This window comes from Actinoplanes sp. NPDC048988 (assembly GCF_043197815.1).
In the GTDB taxonomy this organism is placed as follows: Bacteria; Actinomycetota; Actinomycetes; order Mycobacteriales; family Micromonosporaceae; genus Actinoplanes.
The window spans coordinates 151,391-170,020 of sequence record NZ_JBICTW010000011.1 but is presented as its reverse complement, the minus strand read 5'-3'; the positions used below and the strand labels follow the sequence as shown (position 1 = coordinate 170,020).

The following is an 18,630-nucleotide window of genomic DNA, read 5'->3' as shown; positions in this document are numbered from 1 at the left end:
AGAGAAAAATGTCACACCCGTGAGGCAGCATGGCGGGCATGAACCCACCGGCGATCGAGACCACGGGTCTGATCAAGACCTTCGGCGACAACCGCGCGGTCGACGGCGTCGACCTGACCGTGCCCCCGGGCACCGTCTACGGCCTCCTCGGGCCTAACGGAGCAGGCAAGACCACGGTGGTACGGATGCTGGCGACGCTCCTGCGCCCCGACGGCGGCACCGCCCGCGTGTTCGGCCACGACGTGGTCCGCGACGCCGACGCCGTCCGCGGCCGGGTCAGCCTCACCGGGCAGTACGCGTCGGTCGACGAAGACCTCACCGGCACGGAGAACCTCGTCCTGCTGGCCCGCCTGCTCGGGCACGGCCGCAGCGCCGCCCGCGATCGGGCCGCCCAGCTGCTGGCCGCGTTCGGGCTGACCGAGGCGGCCGACCGGCAGATCAAGAAATACTCGGGCGGCATGCGGCGGCGCATCGACATCGCGGCCAGCATCCTCAACACGCCCGACCTGCTCTTCCTCGACGAGCCCACGACCGGCCTCGACCCGCGCAGCCGCAACCAGGTGTGGGACATCGTGCGCATCGTCGTCGCCAACGGCACGACGGTCCTGCTGACCACGCAATACCTCGACGAGGCCGATCAGCTGGCCGGCCGCATCGCGGTGATCGACCAGGGCCGGGTGATCGCCGAGGGCACACCGGGCGAGCTCAAGTCGTCCATCGGCGCCGGCACGGTCCACGTGCGGCTGCGCGACGCCGCGCAGCGCCCGGCCGCCGAGCGGGTGCTGGCCGAGGAACTGGGCACGGCCGTGCAGCTCGAGGCCGACCCGGTCGCCCTCACCGCCCGGGCCGACGGCTCCTCGCAGGGCGCGGCCGCGCAGGCCTCACGCGCGCTGGCCCGCCTCGCCGACGCCGGCATCGTCGTCGACGACTTCTCGCTCGGCCAGCCCAGTCTCGACGAGGTCTTCCTGGCCCTGACCTCGTCCTCGCACTCCTCGCAGGAGGTTCCGGCGTGACCACGACAGCGCCCTACACACCCTCCACCGACACGTTCAGCGCGGTGCTGTCCCGCAGTGCCGCGCCCACCCGCCCCAGCGCGCTGGCGGCGTCACTGACCTTCGGCTGGCGGGCCGTCCTGAAGATCAAGCACGTACCCGAGCAGCTCTTCGACGTCACCGCGTTCCCGATCATCATGACGCTGATGTTCACGTACCTGTTCGGCGGCGCGCTGGCCGGCTCGACCGGCGAATACCTTCAGTTCTTCCTGCCCGGCATCATGGTCACCAGCGTCGTCATGATCACGATGTACACCGGCGTCGGCCTCAACACCGACATCGAGAAGGGCGTCTTCGACCGCTTCCGCACCCTGCCCGTGTGGCGCCCGGCCGCCCTGGTCGGCATGATCTTCGGCGACGTCCTGCGCTACATCCTGGCCGCCACCACGATCATGGTGGTCGGCCTGATCCTCGGCTTCCGCCCCGGCGGCGGCGTGCCCGGCGTGCTCGGCGGCATCGGCCTGCTGGTGATCTTCTCGTTCGCCTTCTCCTGGATCTGGACCATGTTCGGCCTGCTGCTGCGCTCCGAGAAATCGGTGATGGGCGTCAGCATGCTGGTCCTGTTCCCGCTGACCTTCCTCAGCAACGTCTTCGTCGAGCCGTCGACCATGCCCGGCTGGCTCCAGGCGTTCGTGAAGGTCAACCCCATCACCCACCTGGTCTCCGCCATCCGCTCGATCATGGCCGGCGACCCCGACATGCCCGAGATCATGTGGACGCTGCTGGCCAGCGCCGCCCTGGTCCTCGTCTTCGGCGCCGTGACCATGCGCCTCTACAACCGAAAGTAGGCGATTTGGTCCATTGGCCTAAGATCGCGGGAATGTGGTTAACCCGGTTGTGGCGCAGGCACCACGAGGCCGCCAAGTTCCTGCTGGTCGGCGGCATCTGCTTCCTGGCGACGACGTTCATCAACTACGCCTTGAAGCTGACCGTCCTGCACGAGAAGCCGGTCACCGCCCTGGCCATCGCCACCCTGCTCAGCACGGTCCTGTCGTACGTGCTGAACCGCGAGTGGTCCTTCCGCACCCGGGGCGGCCGCGAACAGCGCCACGAGGCCGCCCTGTTCTTCGCGGTCAGCGCCGTCGGCATCGTGCTGACCCTGATCCCGCTCTGGGTGTCCCGCTACGTCCTGCTGCTGCGCGTGCCCGAGGTGAGCCGCCCCACCCAGGAGATAGCCGACTTCATCAGCGGCATCATCCTGGGCACGCTGGTCGCCATGGTGTTCCGGTTGTGGGCTTTCAAGAAGTTCGTCTTCCCGCACGCGGAGGCCCGGCCGCGCCCGGTCTCCCGCCGTTCCGCCCCCGGCCCGCGAAGCCCCATCACCAAGCACAAGCCCGCCAAGCCCGTTAAGGCCACTGGTCGCCCCAAGAAGCCCTCGCGCCGCTGACACCGACCCGCACGCCATCCGCGCAGCGGCAGATCGGCGTGCCACGGCACCCGGCGCACGGCCGCAGGCCCTGAGCCCGAGCCCGGCTTTGATCCCGCGCCCGAGTCTAAGCCTGGGCCCTATGTTGCACGCCGGGCCTCACCTTGCGCCGGGCCTCGCCTTGCGCCGGGCCTCGCCTTGCGCCCGGGTGCGGCCTTGCGCCCGGGCGCGGGCCTGACCCCGCCTCCGAGCTCGGACTCCGGCTCGAGTCTGGGCCTGACCTCGAGCCTGGCTCTGGGTCTGGGCCCGAACTCGGGTCTGTGCCTGACCCCGAGCCGAGACCCGCGGCCCGAGTCCGCCGTGGGGCTGACCCCGCGCCGGAGCCTGGACCCGCGGCCCGAGTCCGCCCTGGCCCTGGCCCTACGATCGGCCGCGATGGAGACATTGCTCCTGCCGCTGGTCATGCCGCTCCTGGTGATCGCGGGGTGGCTGAGCGCGTTGCGGTGCCACGGGCGGCCGAGGTGGATGCTGCTCGGAGGCTGCGTCGCCCTGCCCGTGTTGTGCCTGGTGGTGGGCGGCATCGCCGGCGATGCCGAGGATCGGCGTCTGCCCTCGGGATGCGGGGACGGCACCGTGGCCGGGCTGGAGTGCGGTTTCGGTATCGCCCGTTTCGCGGGCTTCCTCGGCGCGGTCACCGGAGTCGCCACCCTTGCGGTGCTGGTGGTCATCTCAGCGATCGTTTGGACGGTACGCAGGCGCTCCTATCGCGGCGTTCCCGCGCTGACTTCCCATCGGTGAGAGGCCGGCGCGGGGACGCGCTGTTTGGTGGTCGACATCTCAGGATCGGCGCGGGATCACCAACGGGGTGCCGGTTCGCGGGTGGGGCAGCACCTCGACGTCGTGCTGGTAGACGTCGGTCAGCAAGTCGTCGGTGAAGATGCCGGCCGGTGGGCCTTCCGCTCGTACCCGGCCGGCGGCCAGGACGTAGACGCGGTCGGCGTAGGCGGCGGCCAGGCCCAGGTCGTGCAGGACGACGATCACCGCGGCGCCGGCCCGGGAACGTTCCCGGGCCACCTGAAGAACCAGCTCCTGATGACGTAAGTCCAGGGCGGCGGTGGGCTCGTCCAGCAGGAGCAGCGGGGTGCGCTGGGCCAGGACCCGGGCCAGGGCGACCCGGGCCTGCTCGCCGCCGGACAGGGCCTGGAACGGGCGGGCGGCGAAGCCGGTGACCTCGGTGCGGCGCATGGCCTCGGCCACGGCCTCCTCGTCCCCGGACGCCTCGGGGCGGCCGGCCCACGGGGCTCGGCCCATCTGAACGACCTCCTCCACGGTGAACGGGAACGACAGCGCCGACTTCTGCGGCAGCACGGCCCGCTGCCGGGCCAGATCGATTCTTTTGTACGACCGGAGGTCGCGCCCGCCGATCTCGATACGCCCGGGCGTGGCCAGATCCCCGGCCAGCGCCGCCAGCAGGGTGGACTTGCCGGCGCCGTTCGGCCCGACCAGGGCCACCACCTCGCCCGGATCAGCGTGCAGGTCGACACCGTCGACCACGGTGCGCCCGCCCAGGCCGACCTCGATACCTGTCGCTCTCATCCCCAGCCTCCCGACTTGGCGCGGGTGCGGCGTAGCAGCCAGAAGAAGGCGGGGCCGCCGACCACCGCGGTGAGGACGCCCAACGGGAGCTCCTGGTAGTCGATGGCCGTGCGGGCGATGAGGTCGCCCAGGACGACCACCACCGCGCCGCCGAGGGCGCCGGCGGGGATCAGGACCCGGTGGCCGGGGCCGGCGACCATGCGGATCAGGTGGGGGACGACCAGGCCGACGAAGCTGATGATGCCGGTGAAAGCCACCGCCGACGCCGTGAGCAGGGCCGTGGCGGTGATGGCGATCAGGCGCAGGCGTTCGGTGTCGACGCCCAGGTGGCGGGCGGGGGCCTCGCCCAGCGCGAGCAGGTCCAGGCGGCGGGCGATCACGGCGGCGACTCCCAGGCCGGCGAGGGCGCAGGGTGCGGCCACCGAGACGGCGCCCCACGTGGCCTGGGCGAGGCTGCCCAACTGCCAGAAGGCGATGGCCCGTACGCCGTCGTCGTCGGTCAGGAACATCAGCAGGCCCAGCAGGGCGCCGGCCGTGGCGTTGACGGCCACGCCGGTCAGGACGAGGGTCACCACCTCGGTGCGGCCGTTGGCGCGGCTCATGGCGTACACCATGAAGGTCGTGACGATGCCGCCGAGGAAAGCGGCGGCCGCCGTGGTCCAGATGCCGAAGACGGTGACGCCGCTGACGATGGCGGCGGCGGCGCCGACCGCGGCGCCCGAGGAGACGCCGATGACGCCGGGCTCGGCGAGCGGATTGCCGAAGACGCCCTGCATGAGCGCGCCGGCCGTGCCCAGCGAGGCGCCGACCACGACGGCCAGCGTGACGCGGGGGAAACGGACGAGCCAGAGAGCGTTCTCGCCCTGCACCGCGGACGGCGCCGGACCGAGGTCGACGCCGAGCCGGTGCAGCAGCGAGCCGGCCACCTCGGCCGGCGAGATGGGCACCTGACCGCGGCCGGCCGCCAGCAGGCAGACCGCGATCAGGGCTACCGCCAGGCCGCCGATCAGCCCGATCCGGGCCGCGCCGCGAAGGTGGGCCGGCACCCGGAGCCGCCGCGCCCGTGCCGATTTCGGCGGCACGGACGCCGGCGGGGGAGTTGTCAGCTGCATGGGCCGTAAACCGCCTTCGCCAGGGCCTCGACGGCCTTGCCGGTGCGGCCGCCGAAGTTCAGCAGGACGCCGTCGTCCATGTCGACGATGCGGCGGTTGATCCCGGCCGGGGTCTGCGCGACGCCGGGGAGCTTCAGCAGGCCCTCGACGCCGTTCACGGAGTGCAGGCCTTCGGTCATGACCAGGATGACGTCGGGGGCGGCGTTGATCAGGCCCTCGCTCGTCAGCGGGCGGAACTTCGTCAAACCGGCGGCGGTGCCCGCGTCCTCGGCGCCGATCGCCTCGATCATGGCGTCGGAGCCGGCGCCCTTGCCGCCGATCAGGAAGACGCCGGCGGTGCCCCGAACGTACAGGAAAGCGATCTTCAGCTTCCTGCCGTCGGCGGGCGCCGTCCTCCGGGCGGCGTCGATCTCGTACTGGACCCGGCTGACCAGGCGCTCGCCGGCCTCGGGAACGCCGAGGGCGGCGGCCACGGCGCGGATGTGCTTCGGAACCCCGGCCATGGTCTGCTGATCGTCGATCATGACGATGGGGATGCCGGCCTGGCGGATCTGCTCGAGGGCGGTCACCGGGCCGATACTGTCGTCGGCCAGGATGACGGTCGGGTCGAGCTTGAGGACGGCCTCGGCGCTGAGGTCGTGGCCCTGCGGGGTGACCAGGGGAAGCTTCGCGGCGGCGGGGAACGTGGTCGACGTGTCGCGACCGACCACATGGGACCCGAGGCCGAGGCTGAAGACGAGCTCGCCGAGCGAACCGTAGAGGTTCACGGCGAGGATGCGGTCGGCGCTCTTCACAGTGACCTTGCGGCCGTCGGCCGAGGAGACGGTCACGGGCAGCTTGGGTACGGGCTGGGGCTCCAGCGGGGTGACATCTTCACCGGCCAGCTTGGCGGTCGCGACGCCGCAGCTGTTCGAGGCGGCGTCCGGTTCGGCGCCGACCTCGCTCACCGAAGTGCAGCCGGTCAACAGCGATGCCGCCAGAACGACAGCGGCAGTGGTACGGCGAATCACAGTTCCTCCTTGACGCCGCCGGCCGGGCCGACGGGGGTGCCGCCGGCTGAGCCGATGGGGGTGCCGCCGGCTGAGCCGATGGGGGTGCCGCCGGCTGAGCCGATGGGGGTGCCGCCGGCTGAGCCGATGGGGGTGCCGCCGGCTGGGTCGATGGGGGTGCCGCCGGCTGGGCCGACGGGGGTGCCGCCGGCCGAGCCGACGGGGATGCCGCCGGCCGAGCCGACGGGGATGCCGCCGGCCGGACGGACGGGGGTGCCGGCGGCGACTGGATGGCGGCGGCGGAGACGGCCTGTCAGCGTGGCGCCGAGCAAGCCGGCCAGGAAGGCGCCGCCGATGGCCCACCAATGGCCGAGCGGGGTGGCCGAGCTGGTGCGGTTGAGGGTGGTCGAGTCGACGGTGTCCATGGCGACGGCCGTCGTGGCGGCCGGTGGGGCCGCGGTCGCGAGCTGGACACTCGGCGGACCGGCCGGCGTCTTCCGGCTGCCGGCTTTCGCGGCCGAGCCGGCCCCGAGCGAGCCGGGCCCAGAGCCGGACCCAGAGCCGGACCCAGAGTCGGAGCTGGACCCGGCGGTGGAGCTGGAGCCCGCGGTGGACCCTGATCCGGAGGTGGAGCCGCCGGGGGTTCGGGTCGGGGCGACGGTCCCGGCCGGGGCGTCGGCCCCTGGTGCGGCCGCGAAGCGCACGGGGATGCGTACGTCCTGGGATCTGTCGCTTGTTCTGGTGTGGTCGTTGCGGGTGATCACGGCGCACGCCTTCGCCGCGCAGTCGACCTCGCCGATCATCTGGCTGACGTTCAGGCTCACCGTGAACGAGCCGCCCTTGCCGTACGGCTTGGCCAGGCCCTTGCCGTACGACGGCGGATTCGAGGAGATCCAGGCGGACGAGCCCGACGAGCCGGACATGTCCGCGCCGCCGCCGCAGGGCGACGGCATCACGCCCGGGCCATTGTCCACACAGAACGCCACGTAAATGCCCTTGGTCACGTCGTAGCCACTGCCGGAGACCGTCACGGTCTCGCCGGCGCGCTTCAAGCCCTTGGTCTTGGAGACCGAAAGATGCTTCGCGGCCAGCGCGGGGGCGCCGATGCCGAGGGTGGCGAGCAGGACCGGGGCGGTGACCGTCACCGCGGCGCGGCCGATGCGCACTGTGCCTCCCAGCGAAATTTGATCTTGCTTTTGATCATGGGTTAGGTGAGGCTACCCTAACCAAGGTCGCCGCTGCGGGCGCAACCAAGCAGTCATGGAAGGAACTCTCATGGGCACAATTCACGGCCCGAAGCGGGTCGCGCTCTGGGCCGGTGCGATCACCGTCGGCGCCGCCGCCGCGCTCACCGCCACCGCTCCCGCCCTGGCCGCGCCGGTCACGGTCGGCGGTGGAACCCTCGACTGGGGCTTCAAGGCCTCGTTCCGGGCGTACGTCTCCACCGGCAACGGCAACCCGCCGATCGCGGTGAGCAACGGCGCTGTCCGCAACGCCGACGGGACGTTCGCGTTCGCGGCGAAGGGCGGCACGTACGACGCCGCCGCGGGCACGGCCGAGGTGAAGTACGGCGGCACCGTCGTCTTCTCCTACCCGGCCCACCTGTTCAAGATCACCGTCTCCAACCCCACCGTCGTGGTGAACGGCGACGGCGCCGGCTCGCTGAAGGCCGATGTGGACCTCGAGGCCAACAACGGCACCACGGACCAGCACCTGGTGCAGGCCGAGGTGGCCACCCTGGTGACCGCGGCTCCGTCGGTCGAGGGCGGCGCCGTCAAGTTCTCGAACCTGGGCGCCACCCTGACCGCCGCGGGCGCCGGCGCCTTCGCCGGTTTCTACGGCGCCGGCACGGCGCTCGACCCGGTGACGGCGTCGGCCTCCGCCTCGGCGACCGACCCGACCGATCCCACCGACCCGACCGATCCCACCGAGCCGACCGATCCGGCCGGCCCGGGTCAGGGCGGCAACTCGGCGTCGCAGACGATCAAGGCGGCGGTCACCGGTGGCGCGCTGACGCTGACCTCCTCCGGCTCGCAGGTGGCCCTCTCGGCGGCGACGCCGGGCCAGTCCGCGACCGGAAACCTGAACGCGGTCACGGTCAGCGACCTGCGCGGCACCAACTCCGGCTGGGACCTGGTCGGTCAGGTGACCGACTTCACGTCGGCCGTCGGCGGCACGATCCCGGCCAACAACCTCGGTTGGACGCCGACCGCGGCCGTGGCCACCAGCAGCCTCAAGGCGGCGGCCGGTGTGCGGAACGCGGTCACCCCGGGTAGCCCGGCTGCCCCCGGTTCCGGCCTGGGCGCCAGCCACACCCTATGCAAGGCCGCGACGGGGAGCGGCCTCGGCAGCTCCACCTGCGGCGCGGCGCTGCAACTCGGTGTCCCCGAGTCCAGCGCGGCCGGTGAGTACAGCGCCGTGCTCACCCTGACGCTCGCCTGATCTTCGATCGAGGCGGGGCCTGAGACCGGCCGGGGATACCGAAATTATCCCCGGCCGGCTTGGTACATCGTAAGGAGCAACATGATCGTCCGAGGCGCACTGGCCGCGGTTCTTCTGTTTGTGCTGGCCCCGGCCCCGGCGCAGGCGGCTCTCGACAAAGACGGGGTGCGCTGGTCGGTGCAGCCCTCCACCGCGAAAGGCCCGGACGGCCGCGACTACGTCGTCCGGCGGGCCGCGCCCGGCGAGCGGCTCACCGACTACGTCGGCATCACCAACCTGACCGCCGAACCCCTGACCTTCAATGTGTACGGGACGGACGCCTTCACCACTGAGGACGGCTCGTTCTCGCTGCTGGCCGCCGCCCAGAAGCCCACCGACGTCGGCTCCTGGATCGGTCTGGCCGCGGCCAAGTACACGGTGCCGGCCAACACCCGGCTCGACGTGCCCTTCTCGGTCAGCGTGCCGGCCAACGCGACCCCCGGCGACCACGCCGGCGGGGTGGTCACCTCCATCGCCCAGGAGACGACCGGCGCCAACGGCCAGAAGGTGCTGGTCGACCAGCGCGTGGCCGCCCGCGTCTACCTGACCGTGGCCGGGGCGGCCGCGCCGAAGCTGACCATCGACAACGTCCGGATGGAGTACAGCCAGTCGGCCAACCCGGCCGACGGCGGCTCGATGACCGTGCGCTACCTCGTGCGTAACGCGGGGAACCTGCGGCTGAGCGGCACCGGCTCGGTGAAGGTGACCGGTCCGTTCGGCTGGAAGCTCGCGCAGACCGGCGCCATGGACATCCCGGAGCTGCTGCCCGGCGGCTCCATCACCATCACCGAGAAGATCACCGGCGTGCAGCCCACCGTGCGCCTGGCGGCCGACGTCGACGTACAGCCGCTGTATTTCGCCGAGAGACTTCCGGCCGTGGCCCGCAGCACGAACGTGTGGGCGTGGCCGTGGGCGCTGCTCGCCGTCCTCGGCGCCGCCCTGCTCTACCTGGTCTTCCGTTTCGCCCGCGGCCGTCGCCGCCGGCCCACTTCACTCGCCAAGGACGTGACCTCATGAGCGATTTCGCCACCCGTCTGCGCCGCGCCACCATGGTCGAGCACCGTGAGGCCGAGAACCGCAGCTTCATCTCGCGGCTGATGGCCGGATCGGTGTCCCGCGAGGGTTTCGCGGCACTCACCGCGCAGTACCTGTTCATCTACCGCGAGCTGGAAGCGGCCGCCGAGGCCATGCGGACGAACGAGCACGGCCGCGCGTTCGCCGATCCGGCGCTGTTCCGGGTCAAGACCCTCGAGGCCGACCTGGCCCACCTGTACGGACCGAGTTGGGAAGCGGACATCGTGCCGGCCGGCGCGACCGTGCGGTACGTCGAGCGTCTACGGTCGTTCGCGCATGACAGCGCACCGCACTTCATCGCCCACCACTACGTGCGCTACCTGGGCGACCTCAGCGGCGGCCAGCTCGTCGGCCGGTCCGTGGCCCAGACGTACGCCCTGGGCCGCGCCGGCACGCGGTTCTACTCGTTCGACGGCATCGAGGACACCCGTACGTACAAGATCGCGTACCGGGCCCGGCTGGACGCGCTGCCCTTCACCGGCGAGCAGGCCGCCACCACGATCGACGAGGCCCAGCTGGCGTTCCGCCTCAACGCGGCCGTGTTCTCCGAGCTCGGAACCGCGTACCCTCCGCTGCCTAGACTTCCAGCGTCTGCTCGATGATCCGGAGCTTGTGGCGGGCCATCGCCAGGTTGGCGTTGTCCCGCCGCAGCACCAGATAGATGAACAGGCCCTGCCCGTTGCGCCCGGTCACCGGCCGCAGCAGGTGATACTGCGAGTCCAGGGTGACGAGGATGTCCTCGATCCGCTCGCGGATGCCGAGCATGTCCATCGTGCGCAGCTTCGCCCGCAGCACCTCGGTGTTGGCCGCGGCCGCCACGGACACGTCCAAATCGTGCCCACCGCCCGCCGTGCCGAGCGCCATTCCGCTGCCGTGATCGACGACGGCCGCCGCAATCGCCCCGCTGACCTGCAGCGCGTCCTTGAGCGCCACGTCCATCTCCGCCATGTCGACCCTCCACAGTGTCGTCGCCTGACCCGATGATGTCCGACCTTTCGATGTCTCGTCGCACTCACTGTCCGGCTCGCCCCGCGCTGTGAGACGAGGCTCATCCCGTACGCCGGGGAAGTTGCAGTTGTTTGCAATTCGGGTCTTCATGGAGTGCGCGTGTCGGTACCGCTGTATCAGGCGAAGGCGGAGATGTTCCGGGTCCTCGGGCATCCGGTCCGCATCCGCGTCCTTGAACTGCTCCAGAACGGCCCGAGCCCGGTCCGCGACCTGCTGTCCGAGATCGACGTCGAGGCCTCGGCCCTCTCCCAGCAGCTGGCGGTCCTCCGCCGCGCCGGCGTGGTGGTCTCCTTCCGAGACAAGGGCTTGGTGATGTACGCCCTGAGCACCCCCGCCGTAGCCGACCTGCTCGCCGCCGGCCGCCGCATCCTGCGCGAGGTCCTGACCGACCGCGAGGAACTGCTCAAGCTCCTGTCCTGAAACGCCGAAGGGGCGCCGTTCTTTATCGCGGGTCTCGCGGACGCGGCCGGAAAAGCGGGTGCCGGGGTTCGTTTCCCCCGCGGCGGAAACGATCGATATTCTGACCGGTTTTCCGGCCTTGTGATCTCGCTCACCATGCTGCTAGCTTGAGGAAAATTCACACGGGGGAGTGGGAATGAAACCACGATGGCGACTATCTGTCCAATTCCTGACCATTGTGCTGGTGGCGCTGGTGTCGATGGTGATGACACCGCGGGCGGCGAGTGCGGCCACTCCGATGCTGTGGGAGTGCAAGCCGTTCAGCAGCGCGAGTGAGGTCTGCACGGTCATCACCTCGGCTCCGGCCGGGGGAGTTCAGGTGCGGGATCAAAAGACCGGTGCGATCAAGACCCTTTACAACGGCAACAGCGTCGCGTTGTTCTGGTGGTACACGGATTCATCCGGCCTGTGTGGCGTCCATGGCAATCCTTACGTATGGATGATCGCGTGGCAGAACGACGGATTCCACTGGGCGTTCATCGGTGACCATTATGTGAAGACCGGGGAAGAATGGCACTGGAAAAACTTCACCAATTTCCAGGGCGGGACGCTGGGTAACGACAATTACCAAGGCGCCGGATCGGGCACCTGCGACGTTTTCCGGACTACCTCCTGAGGCGTGAAAGCCCGCTTCACCCCGAGCTCGCGGGCCGGGGTGAAGCAGGCCGGGGTGAAGCAGGCCGGGGTGAAGCAGGCCGGGGTGAAGCAGGCCGGGGTGATGAGGGTGACCCGCCGGCTCACGACGGTTGGGGCGCGCTGAACAGATCGACCAGGCTGCTGGGGGTGCCGGCGCCGGTGACCAGGTCGAAGTCGCGGGCGGCTTCGATGGCCTCGGCCTCGGCTCGGGGGAAGAGGGCGGTTTCGTAATCGGTCAGGGCGGCCTCGAGGTCGTCCGGGTGAGCGGCGATCGCCTTGGCCAGTTCGGCGCCGTCGAACATGGCCAGGTTGGCTCCCTCGCCGTTGGGCGGGGACAGGTGGGCGGCGTCGCCCAGCAGGGTCACGCCGGGGGTTCGGGGCCAGCGGTGGCCGGCCGGCAGGGCGAAGATGGGACGCAGCACCGGTGCGGTCTCGCCGTCGGTGATCAGGGCGGTGAGTTCCGGGGCCCAGCCGGCGAACTCGGCGGCGATGCGGGCGGTCGCGGCGGCGGTGTCGGTGAAGTCGATCGTTGCGAACCACTCCTGCGGGCGGGCCAGTGACACGTACGTGTGCAGGACGCCGTTGGCCTCGCGGTGGGCCTGGATGCCCCGGCCCGGTTCGGGGGCCAGCAGGGCGCCCTCGCCGACCGCCCCGGCCGCGGCCGGGTGGCGCTCGTCGGCGTCGTACAGGTAGGTCTCGACGAACGAGGTGCCGTAGTACTCGGGCTTCGCCTCGGAGAGCAGCGGCCGTACGCGGGACCAGGCCCCGTCCGCGCCGACCAGCAACCCGGCGACGACGGTGGAGCCGTCGGCGAAGGTCACCTCGTGCTGGCCGTCGCCGAGCGGGCGGACCGCGGTGACCTTGTGGCCCCAGCGCACCGTGCCCTCGGGCAGGGAGTCGAGCAGCATCTGCCGCAGGTCGCCGCGAAGGATCTCGGGGCGGTGGCCGGTGCCGTCGTCGGGCTGGTCGAGCAGCACGGTGCCGTCGTGGGCGAGGACGCGTGTCGCCTCGGCACCGGCGTGGATCAGGGTGCGGAACCGCTCGTACAGGCCGGCGTCCGTCAAAGCCCGCTGGCCGTTGTGTTCGTGGATGTCGAGCTGGCCGCCCTGGGTGCGGGCGGCGGGTGAGGCGTCGGCCTCGTAGACGGTGGCGGCGATGCCGTGGACGTGCAGGACGCGGGCGAGGGTGAGGCCGCCGAGCCCGGCGCCGATGATCGTGATCATGACTTGTCCTCTCTCTGGAACGTTGTTCCACACCCAGCCTGGAACGGCGTTCCAGGTATGTCAAGATGGGTGCATGGCAACTAGGACGCGGAACACAGATGGCGCGCTGTCGGCCGAGCGCATCGTCGGCGCGGCGATCGCGATGCTCGACGAGGGCGGCGAGAGCGGGCTGACCTTCCGGGCGCTCGCGGCGCACCTGCGGACCGGGGCCGGCGCCATCTACTGGCACGTGGCGAACAAGGACGAACTGCTCGCCGCGGCCACCGGCGAGGTGCTGGCCGGCGCGATCGCGGCCGAGGTGGCCGAGCGCACCCCCGAGGACGCGATCCGCGCGCTGGCCGGGGGAGTCTTCGACGCGATCGACGAGCACCCGTGGGCCGGCGCCCAGCTGTCCCGGGTGCCGATCCAGCCCGCCATGCTGCGCGTCTTCGAACGCCTCGGGCAGCAGATCCAGGCGCTCGGCGTGCCCGCGGCCGACCAGTTCACCTGGGCCTCGGCCCTGCTCAACTACATCCTGGGCGTGGCCGGGCAGAACGCGGCGCTGGCCCGCGCGGTGGAGCCGGGCACGAACCGGCCCGAGTTCCTGGGCGCTGTCGCCTCCGGCTGGGCGAACCTGGACGCGGCCGAGTTCCCGTTCATCCGCTCGGTCGCCGGCCAGCTGCCGGCCCACGACGACCGCGAGCAGTTCCTGGCCGGCATCGACCTGATCCTGGCCGGCGTCACGGCTCGGCGTGATCGCTGAGGGCGTTCACGCAGGCGGCGAGATCCGCTCGCAGGCGCTCGAGCGCCGCGCTGTCGAAGGCCGCTGTCATCCGCCGCTCGACCCCGGCGACGATGCCGCTCGCCTCGGCCAGCGTCGCGCGGCCGGCGGCGGTCAGCTGGGTCGGCAGGGCCCGGCCGTGCGGCGCCGCGGCGGCCCGCTCCAGCAGCCCGCGCTCCTCCAGGCCCAGCAGGAGTGCGTGCATCGACTGCCGGGTGACGAACACGCCGCGGGCCAGCTCGGACGCCGACACCCCGGGCCGCTGACCCAGCACTTCCAGGCACGAGTACTGCGACACCGTCAGCCCCAGCGGCCGCAGGGCCGTCTCCATCGCCGTCCGCAGGGCCGTCGCGGCCTGCTTCAGGGCGTAGCCGATCGAGCGGTCGAGGTCTCCCACGCCTTGCGTCATGTCAGCATCCTGACATACTCTCCAACATGTCAGTCTCCTGACATGCTGAACCGAGAGGATGTCCCCATGCCCGTCGTCGGACCCGACTTCATTTCCCTGCAGGTACGCGACCTCGAAGCCGCCGCCTCCTTCTACGAGACCCGCCTCGGCCTGCGCCGCGCCCCCGGCCCGCCGCACGCCGTCGTCTTCGCCACCAGCCCCGTCCCGTTCGCGGTGCGCGACGTGCTCCCCGGCACCACCCTCACCCGGCCGGGCGACGGCGTGGCCCTGTGGCTGCTCGCCGACGACGCCCAGTCCCTGCACGACGACCTCGCCGCGGCCGGCGTGCCGATCGTCAGCGACCCCGTCGACGGCCCGTTCGGGCGTACGTTCACGTTCCGCGACCCCGACGGCTACGCCGTCACCATCCACGACAAGGCCTGACATGGTGCAGCTCACATCCGTACACAATGTGCAGGGCCCTTGGTCCTTGGCCGTCTGCCGCCAATTCTGGGAGGGCTTCGCGCCCGCCGCCCTGCGCAACCAGCCGGAAGGCGCCACCCTGCGCACCGCCTTCCGAGCCGAACACGACTGGACCGTGGCCACCGCGACCGTCCGCCAGGACGGCCCGTCCGCCCACATCACCGTCGAGGGCCCGGGCGACCTGGACGCCGCCACCGCTCAGGTCGTCCGGTTCCTGTCCCTCGACGTCGACGCCCGCGGCTGGCCGTCCGTCGGCGACCGCGACCCGGTCATCGCCAAGGCGCAGAAGGACATGCCCGGCCTGCGGCCGTGCGGTTTCCTTTCCCCGTACGAGGCGGCCGCGTGGGCGGTGCTGACCCAGCGCGTACGCCGGACGCAGGCGGCCCGGCAGCGCACCGCGTTGCTGGAGGACGGCGCCTTCCCCGCGCCCCAGAAACTCCGCACCCTCGACCTCGACCTGTTCGGCCGAAAAACCGAATATCTGCACGCGGTGGCCGAGGCCGCCCTGGACGGCCGCCTCGACGGCGGCCACCTGCGCGCGATGGACGCCGCCGCGGCCATCGCCGCCGTCCGCGAGATCACCGGTCTGGGCCCGTTCGGCGCCGAGTTGGTGGTCCTGCGCGGCGCCAACCATCCCGACGCCGTCCCGCGGCACGAGCCCCGCTTCGCGGCCGAGGTCACCACCCACTACGGCTCCACCGCCAGCCGCGACCAGGTGTCGCAGGCCTGGCGCCCCTACCGCACGTGGGCGGCGTTCCACCTGCGCGCCTGGACAGCGATGCCCGGCCGATGACCGAGCCGCCGGACCGGTTGCCCGCCCGGTGTCCGGCCCAGCTGGGCAGCGAACCCACCGAGGTGCTGTTGTCGAGGCTGTCCGGCCGCCGAGGAGGCAACGCGGCGGTCGTCTGCCGGGCCGGTGGGACAGTCGCAGCCACCGTCGCGCCGGCTCGGGTTCGGCATAGCGCGGCAACGGCGCCGAGGAAGGGCTGGCGTCCGCTGACCTTAATTGAGAAGCTGTCAACCCAGACCTCACGGGAGCGCTTCTGATGCCTGCGTGCCAGATACCTCGATGGTTGATTGGCAGGCTCGAGCCGCTCCGTCCAAGGACATGAGTGTCGGACGATCATCATCTGGGAGAATCGTGCGATGACCGTGTTGGACGAGATGAGCCCAGCGAGTGCAGACTTGATCTTCGCCGCGCTGGACTATGCGGTGGAAAATGCCGGGCTCTCGGACGAGGGCTTCACGCCCTTCGCATTCTCGGACAGCCCAAAGGGCCGCGGCTTGACGAGGTTCCTGGCTGGGCAGGGGGCGAATCTGCAGGAATGTCTTGCCGCCGGGCGTACGGCGCTGCGTGTGGTTGAGCACGACGTCACCTGTGTGGCGCTGGCATGGGACGGCTACTACACACACGAAGGCCGGCGCAGTGAGGCGGTCTTCGTCGAGGGCTACCAGATCGGCCACGACCGGGGCGTCCTGCTGGCCCAGCGATACACGCGGCACGACGGCGCCCTGTCGATGGAAGGCAACCCGGTCTTGATCGACGAGCCCGTGCCATTGGTACAGAGCCGACGACAGATCGATGGAGCCTGAGAGAGTCCGGGGCACCGCCGTTCGTCGCGCTTCTGGTTGCGGCAGGGGCATCGTCACGGTGATTTGGACGCCGGCGGGGACTGCTCCCGATGCTGCCGGGCCAGGAACAAACCCCGGCCACCGGTGCCGCTGCCCGGTCCTGCATACACCGATGGGCGCCCGGCATATACCAGGAAAACTCACGTCCGCATCACATCGTGTGACGGCGCTTCGCCACCCCACCGCGCATTGTCAGCGGCAGAGGAGTGGATCCGCTGACCAGCGGGTCATCCAAGTCGATCGGGGCGGATGACGATGGTGCTTACGGTCGCATTGCCCCAGACCGTCGTGTTCAGCAACATTTTCTGGTCGAGTGACAGCATGGTGAACTCGGGAACGAAGCGTTCGGTCATGACCCTGGCGAAGTGGCTCCGAAGTGTTGTTGACCCGCTGCCGGCCAGGTCCCATTCATCGGCCAGCCGGACACGTACCCAGCAGGACTCGGACTCGGCGGATTCGGGGCTGCGGTAGTCGACGCTGAGGAGGAACTCGCGTTTCTCATCGAAAAGTCCGAACGCTTGGGCCATACGCCACCAGCCGGCGTTCACCTTGGCCGGCATGTCCGGGGCATCGATGTGGACCACCTCGTCGGGCGTGGAGTCGAATCGGCCGTCTTCCGGCCGGCAGGAGGCGGGTCCCGCACCGGAGCCAGGCAGCGGGTACGAGACCTCTGTCGTGATCCGTTCGAGGAACTCGATCCCGGCCAGGGCCAGATCCGCTGAGATTTCATCCTCCGCACGCGAAGCCCGCGAAGCCCGCGAAGCCCGCGACGCACGCTCCGTACGCGAACGTTGAGCCTCGTAGCCGCGATCCTGAACGACCGAGAACTCTCGGGCGGTGGCGACGATCCATGCATCGATCGCGTCCGGTGAGCTCCTGATCGCGTGGATGAGTCTCTGCACGGCTTCGCGTTTGACCGGCCTGACATGGCGATCCAGGTCAGCCTCAGTCACTTCCTGATATGTCATGGAGAGTTGCCACCAGAACTTCATCAGGACGCGGCATTCCTCCTGCTCGCGGTCATCAGCGAGGCAGTCCATCACCAGGGCTTGGACTTCCTGCCGTTGACCATCGTCACGAAACCCATGCCGTAGATCTGTGAGCGCCACAGGCGGACCGTACCGGGCGGATCCTCGGGAAGGCGAGCCCTTTTGGAACGCACTCTTCTCGGCATGTCCGCGTACGGGGGGTTGGTCCCGGCGATGGAGCAGACGTTGTCAGCGGGTGCCGGGATGCGGGTGACCTGACGAGGTCCGCCAGTCCGGGTACTGGCCCGCCGACTGGCGGCCTCTGCGTTCAGGTGCCGGACGCCGTGTAGGCGGCGAGGATGTAGTTGGGGTGCCGGTCGAGGTTCTTACGGGCCTGGCCGTAGCGCACCGTGGTCTTGGGGTCGGCGTGCCGGGCGGCGATCTGCACGTCACGGAGGCTGGCTGCCGCGCAGCATGGTGGTGACGAACGTGGGGCGCAGCATGTGCGGGTGCATTCGAGGCATCCGGATTCCGGCTGTCTCGGACAGCTGCTGAAGTCGGCCGGTCGTGGGGTGCCGGTCCATCCGCCGACCGATCGTGTTGCGCAGGATCGGTCGGTGTTCGCGGCTTTCTGTGGCGTGCTCGATCGCACGAGCGACCGCGGGGGAGGCAGCGGAACAAGCACCGTCTTGCCGCGAATCTTCGGGACGCGATGGCCGTGTTCCTCGCCGAGGCCGGACCGTTTCAGGCCTAGCGGATCAAGATCCTGATCTGAGCACCAGCGGTGCGTCACCGTCGGCAAGACCATCAACGCCCTCGACGCGGCAAGGGGCGATGGCTTGCTGTTGGTGGCCGGCGATGGGATCGACGTGGTCGTTACCCTGAGCTGGTGATCGGGAAGCTGCTGATGGACGATCACGAGGCGACGGAAGGACTGACCGCGTTGGAGCTGCCCGACGACGTCAACGAGAAGGTGACCGCGCTCTCCCGGGAAGGGGATGCGCTCGCGAAGGCCGGCCGATACGCCGAGGCGAAGCAGGCGTACCTTCAGGCGCTCCCGCTCCTGCCGGACAACCCTAACCAGTGGACGGCGGCGGCCTGGCTCTATGTGGCGATCGGCGACGCCTCATTCCATCACGGCCTCTACGACGAAGCATTCGATGCGTTCTTCCAGGCCGTTCAATGCCCAGGGGGACTGGGCAATCCATTCATACACCTACGCCTCGGGCAGCTGTACTACGAAAAGGGCAACCTCGACAAGGCTGCCGACGAACTCACAAGGGCCTACATGGGGGCCGGGTTCGACATATTCTGCGAAGACGACTCCAAGTATGTCGACTTTCTCGAAACACGGATACAGCTCTGAATCCGGGAACACGTGGGAGCGCGATCGGGCCCGTCAT

23 protein-coding genes and 1 pseudogene are annotated in these 18,630 nt (G+C 70.3%); 15 read left to right on the top strand and 9 right to left on the bottom strand.

Going from position 1 to position 18,630, the window contains the following annotated elements:
* The first annotated feature begins 38 nt into the window (after positions 1-38).
* The 4 genes from ACGFJ7_RS29945 to ACGFJ7_RS29930 all read left to right on the top strand — a co-directional run bounded on the left by ACGFJ7_RS29945 (position 39) and on the right by ACGFJ7_RS29930 (position 3,216).
* On the top strand, positions 39-1,013 hold the full coding sequence (locus tag ACGFJ7_RS29945; protein WP_360259025.1) for an ATP-binding cassette domain-containing protein: 975 nt from the start codon (positions 39-41) through the stop codon (positions 1,011-1,013).
* On the top strand, positions 1,010-1,840 hold the full coding sequence (locus ACGFJ7_RS29940; RefSeq protein ID WP_392645043.1) for an ABC transporter permease: 831 nt from the start codon (positions 1,010-1,012) through the stop codon (positions 1,838-1,840). The genes ACGFJ7_RS29945 and ACGFJ7_RS29940 overlap by 4 nt, the downstream gene beginning before the upstream one ends.
* 32 nt (positions 1,841-1,872) lie before the next feature.
* On the top strand, positions 1,873-2,439 hold the full coding sequence (locus ACGFJ7_RS29935; protein ID WP_360259022.1) for a GtrA family protein: 567 nt from the start codon (positions 1,873-1,875) through the stop codon (positions 2,437-2,439).
* Between the two features lie 414 nt (positions 2,440-2,853).
* Complete coding sequence (locus tag ACGFJ7_RS29930) at positions 2,854-3,216, top strand: hypothetical protein (protein WP_392645041.1); 363 nt, start codon at positions 2,854-2,856, stop codon at positions 3,214-3,216.
* Between the two features lie 39 nt (positions 3,217-3,255).
* Here the strand turns inward: ACGFJ7_RS29930 and ACGFJ7_RS29925 are convergent, their stop codons facing one another.
* Genes ACGFJ7_RS29925 through ACGFJ7_RS29910 form a run of 4 tightly spaced genes read right to left on the bottom strand, consistent with a single transcriptional unit; the run spans position 3,256 to position 7,281 of the window.
* Positions 3,256-4,014, bottom strand: coding sequence for a heme ABC transporter ATP-binding protein (locus ACGFJ7_RS29925; RefSeq protein WP_360259016.1), 759 nt, complete (start codon positions 4,012-4,014; stop codon positions 3,256-3,258).
* Positions 4,011-5,126 (bottom strand): iron ABC transporter permease, encoded by a 1,116-nt coding sequence (locus ACGFJ7_RS29920; RefSeq protein WP_360259014.1) that lies wholly within the window; start codon positions 5,124-5,126, stop codon positions 4,011-4,013. Before ACGFJ7_RS29920 ends, ACGFJ7_RS29925 begins: the two co-directional genes overlap by 4 nt.
* Positions 5,117-6,136, bottom strand: coding sequence for a hemin ABC transporter substrate-binding protein (locus ACGFJ7_RS29915; RefSeq protein ID WP_392645039.1), 1,020 nt, complete (start codon positions 6,134-6,136; stop codon positions 5,117-5,119). Before ACGFJ7_RS29915 ends, ACGFJ7_RS29920 begins: the two co-directional genes overlap by 10 nt.
* Positions 6,133-7,281: a hypothetical protein gene (locus ACGFJ7_RS29910; RefSeq protein ID WP_392645037.1), complete on the bottom strand. Its 1,149-nt coding sequence runs from the start codon at positions 7,279-7,281 to the stop codon at positions 6,133-6,135. The genes ACGFJ7_RS29915 and ACGFJ7_RS29910 overlap by 4 nt, the downstream gene beginning before the upstream one ends.
* Positions 7,282-7,390: 109 nt before the next feature.
* Between ACGFJ7_RS29910 and ACGFJ7_RS29905 the strand changes: the two genes are divergently transcribed.
* The 3 genes from ACGFJ7_RS29905 (at position 7,391) to ACGFJ7_RS29895 (ending at position 10,272) form a co-directional block, all read left to right on the top strand.
* Positions 7,391-8,557, top strand: a complete 1,167-nt coding sequence (locus tag ACGFJ7_RS29905) for an HtaA domain-containing protein (RefSeq protein ID WP_392645036.1) — start codon at positions 7,391-7,393, stop codon at positions 8,555-8,557.
* Between the two features lie 81 nt (positions 8,558-8,638).
* A complete protein-coding gene (locus tag ACGFJ7_RS29900; RefSeq protein WP_392645034.1) occupies positions 8,639-9,613 on the top strand; it encodes a WxL protein peptidoglycan domain-containing protein in 975 nt (324 codons plus the stop codon).
* The gene (locus ACGFJ7_RS29895) at positions 9,610-10,272 is read left to right on the top strand and encodes a biliverdin-producing heme oxygenase (protein WP_360259003.1); all 663 of its coding nucleotides are present in this window, start codon (positions 9,610-9,612) and stop codon (positions 10,270-10,272) included. The genes ACGFJ7_RS29900 and ACGFJ7_RS29895 overlap by 4 nt, the downstream gene beginning before the upstream one ends.
* Here ACGFJ7_RS29895 and ACGFJ7_RS29890 read toward each other — a convergent pair.
* Positions 10,247-10,618 carry a hypothetical protein gene (locus ACGFJ7_RS29890; protein ID WP_360259001.1) on the bottom strand — a complete coding sequence of 124 codons (372 nt, stop codon included), beginning with the start codon at positions 10,616-10,618 and terminating at the stop codon, positions 10,247-10,249. The genes ACGFJ7_RS29895 and ACGFJ7_RS29890 overlap by 26 nt on opposite strands.
* Before the next feature lie 159 nt (positions 10,619-10,777).
* Between ACGFJ7_RS29890 and ACGFJ7_RS29885 the strand changes: the two genes are divergently transcribed.
* The 3 genes from ACGFJ7_RS29885 (at position 10,778) to ACGFJ7_RS29875 (ending at position 11,897) form a co-directional block, all read left to right on the top strand.
* Complete coding sequence (locus tag ACGFJ7_RS29885; RefSeq protein ID WP_360258999.1) at positions 10,778-11,098, top strand: metalloregulator ArsR/SmtB family transcription factor; 321 nt, start codon at positions 10,778-10,780, stop codon at positions 11,096-11,098.
* A gap of 175 nt (positions 11,099-11,273) precedes the next feature.
* On the top strand, positions 11,274-11,753 hold the full coding sequence (locus tag ACGFJ7_RS29880) for a hypothetical protein (RefSeq protein WP_392645033.1): 480 nt from the start codon (positions 11,274-11,276) through the stop codon (positions 11,751-11,753).
* A gap of 3 nt (positions 11,754-11,756) precedes the next feature.
* A complete protein-coding gene (locus tag ACGFJ7_RS29875) occupies positions 11,757-11,897 on the top strand; it encodes a hypothetical protein (protein ID WP_392645031.1) in 141 nt (46 codons plus the stop codon).
* On the opposite strand, the gene ACGFJ7_RS29870 is transcribed toward ACGFJ7_RS29875, so the two are convergent.
* Positions 11,875-12,996, bottom strand: coding sequence for an FAD-dependent oxidoreductase (locus ACGFJ7_RS29870; protein WP_392645029.1), 1,122 nt, complete (start codon positions 12,994-12,996; stop codon positions 11,875-11,877). The genes ACGFJ7_RS29875 and ACGFJ7_RS29870 overlap by 23 nt on opposite strands.
* A 73-nt stretch (positions 12,997-13,069) precedes the next feature.
* On the opposite strand from ACGFJ7_RS29870, the gene ACGFJ7_RS29865 reads away from it, so the two are divergent.
* Positions 13,070-13,738, top strand: a complete 669-nt coding sequence (locus ACGFJ7_RS29865) for a TetR family transcriptional regulator (protein ID WP_360258992.1) — start codon at positions 13,070-13,072, stop codon at positions 13,736-13,738.
* Here ACGFJ7_RS29865 and ACGFJ7_RS29860 read toward each other — a convergent pair.
* Positions 13,716-14,165: a MarR family winged helix-turn-helix transcriptional regulator gene (locus ACGFJ7_RS29860; RefSeq protein ID WP_392645027.1), complete on the bottom strand. Its 450-nt coding sequence runs from the start codon at positions 14,163-14,165 to the stop codon at positions 13,716-13,718. The two genes, ACGFJ7_RS29865 and ACGFJ7_RS29860, sit on opposite strands and share 23 nt — an antisense overlap.
* A 66-nt stretch (positions 14,166-14,231) precedes the next feature.
* Between ACGFJ7_RS29860 and ACGFJ7_RS29855 the strand changes: the two genes are divergently transcribed.
* The 3 genes from ACGFJ7_RS29855 (at position 14,232) to ACGFJ7_RS29845 (ending at position 16,220) form a co-directional block, all read left to right on the top strand.
* Complete coding sequence (locus ACGFJ7_RS29855; protein WP_392645026.1) at positions 14,232-14,588, top strand: VOC family protein; 357 nt, start codon at positions 14,232-14,234, stop codon at positions 14,586-14,588.
* A 1-nt stretch (position 14,589) separates the two neighbouring features.
* Entirely contained in the window at positions 14,590-15,420 is an 831-nt protein-coding gene (locus tag ACGFJ7_RS29850) for a DNA-3-methyladenine glycosylase family protein (RefSeq protein WP_392645024.1), read from the top strand.
* Between the two features lie 353 nt (positions 15,421-15,773).
* Positions 15,774-16,220, top strand: a complete 447-nt coding sequence (locus tag ACGFJ7_RS29845) for a hypothetical protein (RefSeq protein ID WP_392645022.1) — start codon at positions 15,774-15,776, stop codon at positions 16,218-16,220.
* A 266-nt stretch (positions 16,221-16,486) separates the two neighbouring features.
* On the opposite strand, the gene ACGFJ7_RS29840 is transcribed toward ACGFJ7_RS29845, so the two are convergent.
* Positions 16,487-17,368 carry a hypothetical protein gene (locus tag ACGFJ7_RS29840; protein WP_392645021.1) on the bottom strand — a complete coding sequence of 294 codons (882 nt, stop codon included), beginning with the start codon at positions 17,366-17,368 and terminating at the stop codon, positions 16,487-16,489.
* Positions 17,369-17,676: 308 nt separating this feature from the next.
* Positions 17,677-17,880, bottom strand: a pseudogene (locus tag ACGFJ7_RS29835) (tyrosine-type recombinase/integrase); the annotation flags it as partial.
* A gap of 236 nt (positions 17,881-18,116) precedes the next feature.
* Here ACGFJ7_RS29835 and ACGFJ7_RS29830 point away from each other — a divergent pair.
* Positions 18,117-18,593 (top strand): tetratricopeptide repeat protein, encoded by a 477-nt coding sequence (locus tag ACGFJ7_RS29830; protein ID WP_392645019.1) that lies wholly within the window; start codon positions 18,117-18,119, stop codon positions 18,591-18,593.
* Positions 18,594-18,630: the final 37 nt, after the last annotated feature.

Excerpts from the sequence above, each read along its gene's own strand:
- ACGFJ7_RS29930 (WP_392645041.1), top strand. The coding sequence starts at position 2,854 with ATGGAGACATTGCTCCTGCCGCTGGTCATGCCGCTCCTGGTGATCGCG.
- ACGFJ7_RS29945 (WP_360259025.1), top strand. The coding sequence starts at position 39 with ATGAACCCACCGGCGATCGAGACCACGGGTCTGATCAAGACCTTCGGC.
- ACGFJ7_RS29890 (WP_360259001.1), bottom strand. The coding sequence starts at position 10,618 with ATGGCGGAGATGGACGTGGCGCTCAAGGACGCGCTGCAGGTCAGCGGG.
- ACGFJ7_RS29920 (WP_360259014.1), bottom strand. The coding sequence starts at position 5,126 with ATGCAGCTGACAACTCCCCCGCCGGCGTCCGTGCCGCCGAAATCGGCA.
- ACGFJ7_RS29855 (WP_392645026.1), top strand. The coding sequence starts at position 14,232 with ATGCCCGTCGTCGGACCCGACTTCATTTCCCTGCAGGTACGCGACCTC.
- ACGFJ7_RS29865 (WP_360258992.1), top strand. The coding sequence starts at position 13,070 with ATGGCAACTAGGACGCGGAACACAGATGGCGCGCTGTCGGCCGAGCGC.
- ACGFJ7_RS29850 (WP_392645024.1), top strand. The coding sequence starts at position 14,590 with ATGGTGCAGCTCACATCCGTACACAATGTGCAGGGCCCTTGGTCCTTG.
- ACGFJ7_RS29880 (WP_392645033.1), top strand. The coding sequence starts at position 11,274 with ATGAAACCACGATGGCGACTATCTGTCCAATTCCTGACCATTGTGCTG.
- ACGFJ7_RS29900 (WP_392645034.1), top strand. The coding sequence starts at position 8,639 with ATGATCGTCCGAGGCGCACTGGCCGCGGTTCTTCTGTTTGTGCTGGCC.
- ACGFJ7_RS29860 (WP_392645027.1), bottom strand. The coding sequence starts at position 14,165 with ATGACGCAAGGCGTGGGAGACCTCGACCGCTCGATCGGCTACGCCCTG.
- ACGFJ7_RS29895 (WP_360259003.1), top strand. The coding sequence starts at position 9,610 with ATGAGCGATTTCGCCACCCGTCTGCGCCGCGCCACCATGGTCGAGCAC.
- ACGFJ7_RS29845 (WP_392645022.1), top strand. The coding sequence starts at position 15,774 with ATGACCGTGTTGGACGAGATGAGCCCAGCGAGTGCAGACTTGATCTTC.
- ACGFJ7_RS29905 (WP_392645036.1), top strand. The coding sequence starts at position 7,391 with ATGGGCACAATTCACGGCCCGAAGCGGGTCGCGCTCTGGGCCGGTGCG.
- ACGFJ7_RS29925 (WP_360259016.1), bottom strand. The coding sequence starts at position 4,014 with ATGAGAGCGACAGGTATCGAGGTCGGCCTGGGCGGGCGCACCGTGGTC.
- ACGFJ7_RS29870 (WP_392645029.1), bottom strand. The coding sequence starts at position 12,996 with ATGATCACGATCATCGGCGCCGGGCTCGGCGGCCTCACCCTCGCCCGC.
- ACGFJ7_RS29935 (WP_360259022.1), top strand. The coding sequence starts at position 1,873 with ATGTGGTTAACCCGGTTGTGGCGCAGGCACCACGAGGCCGCCAAGTTC.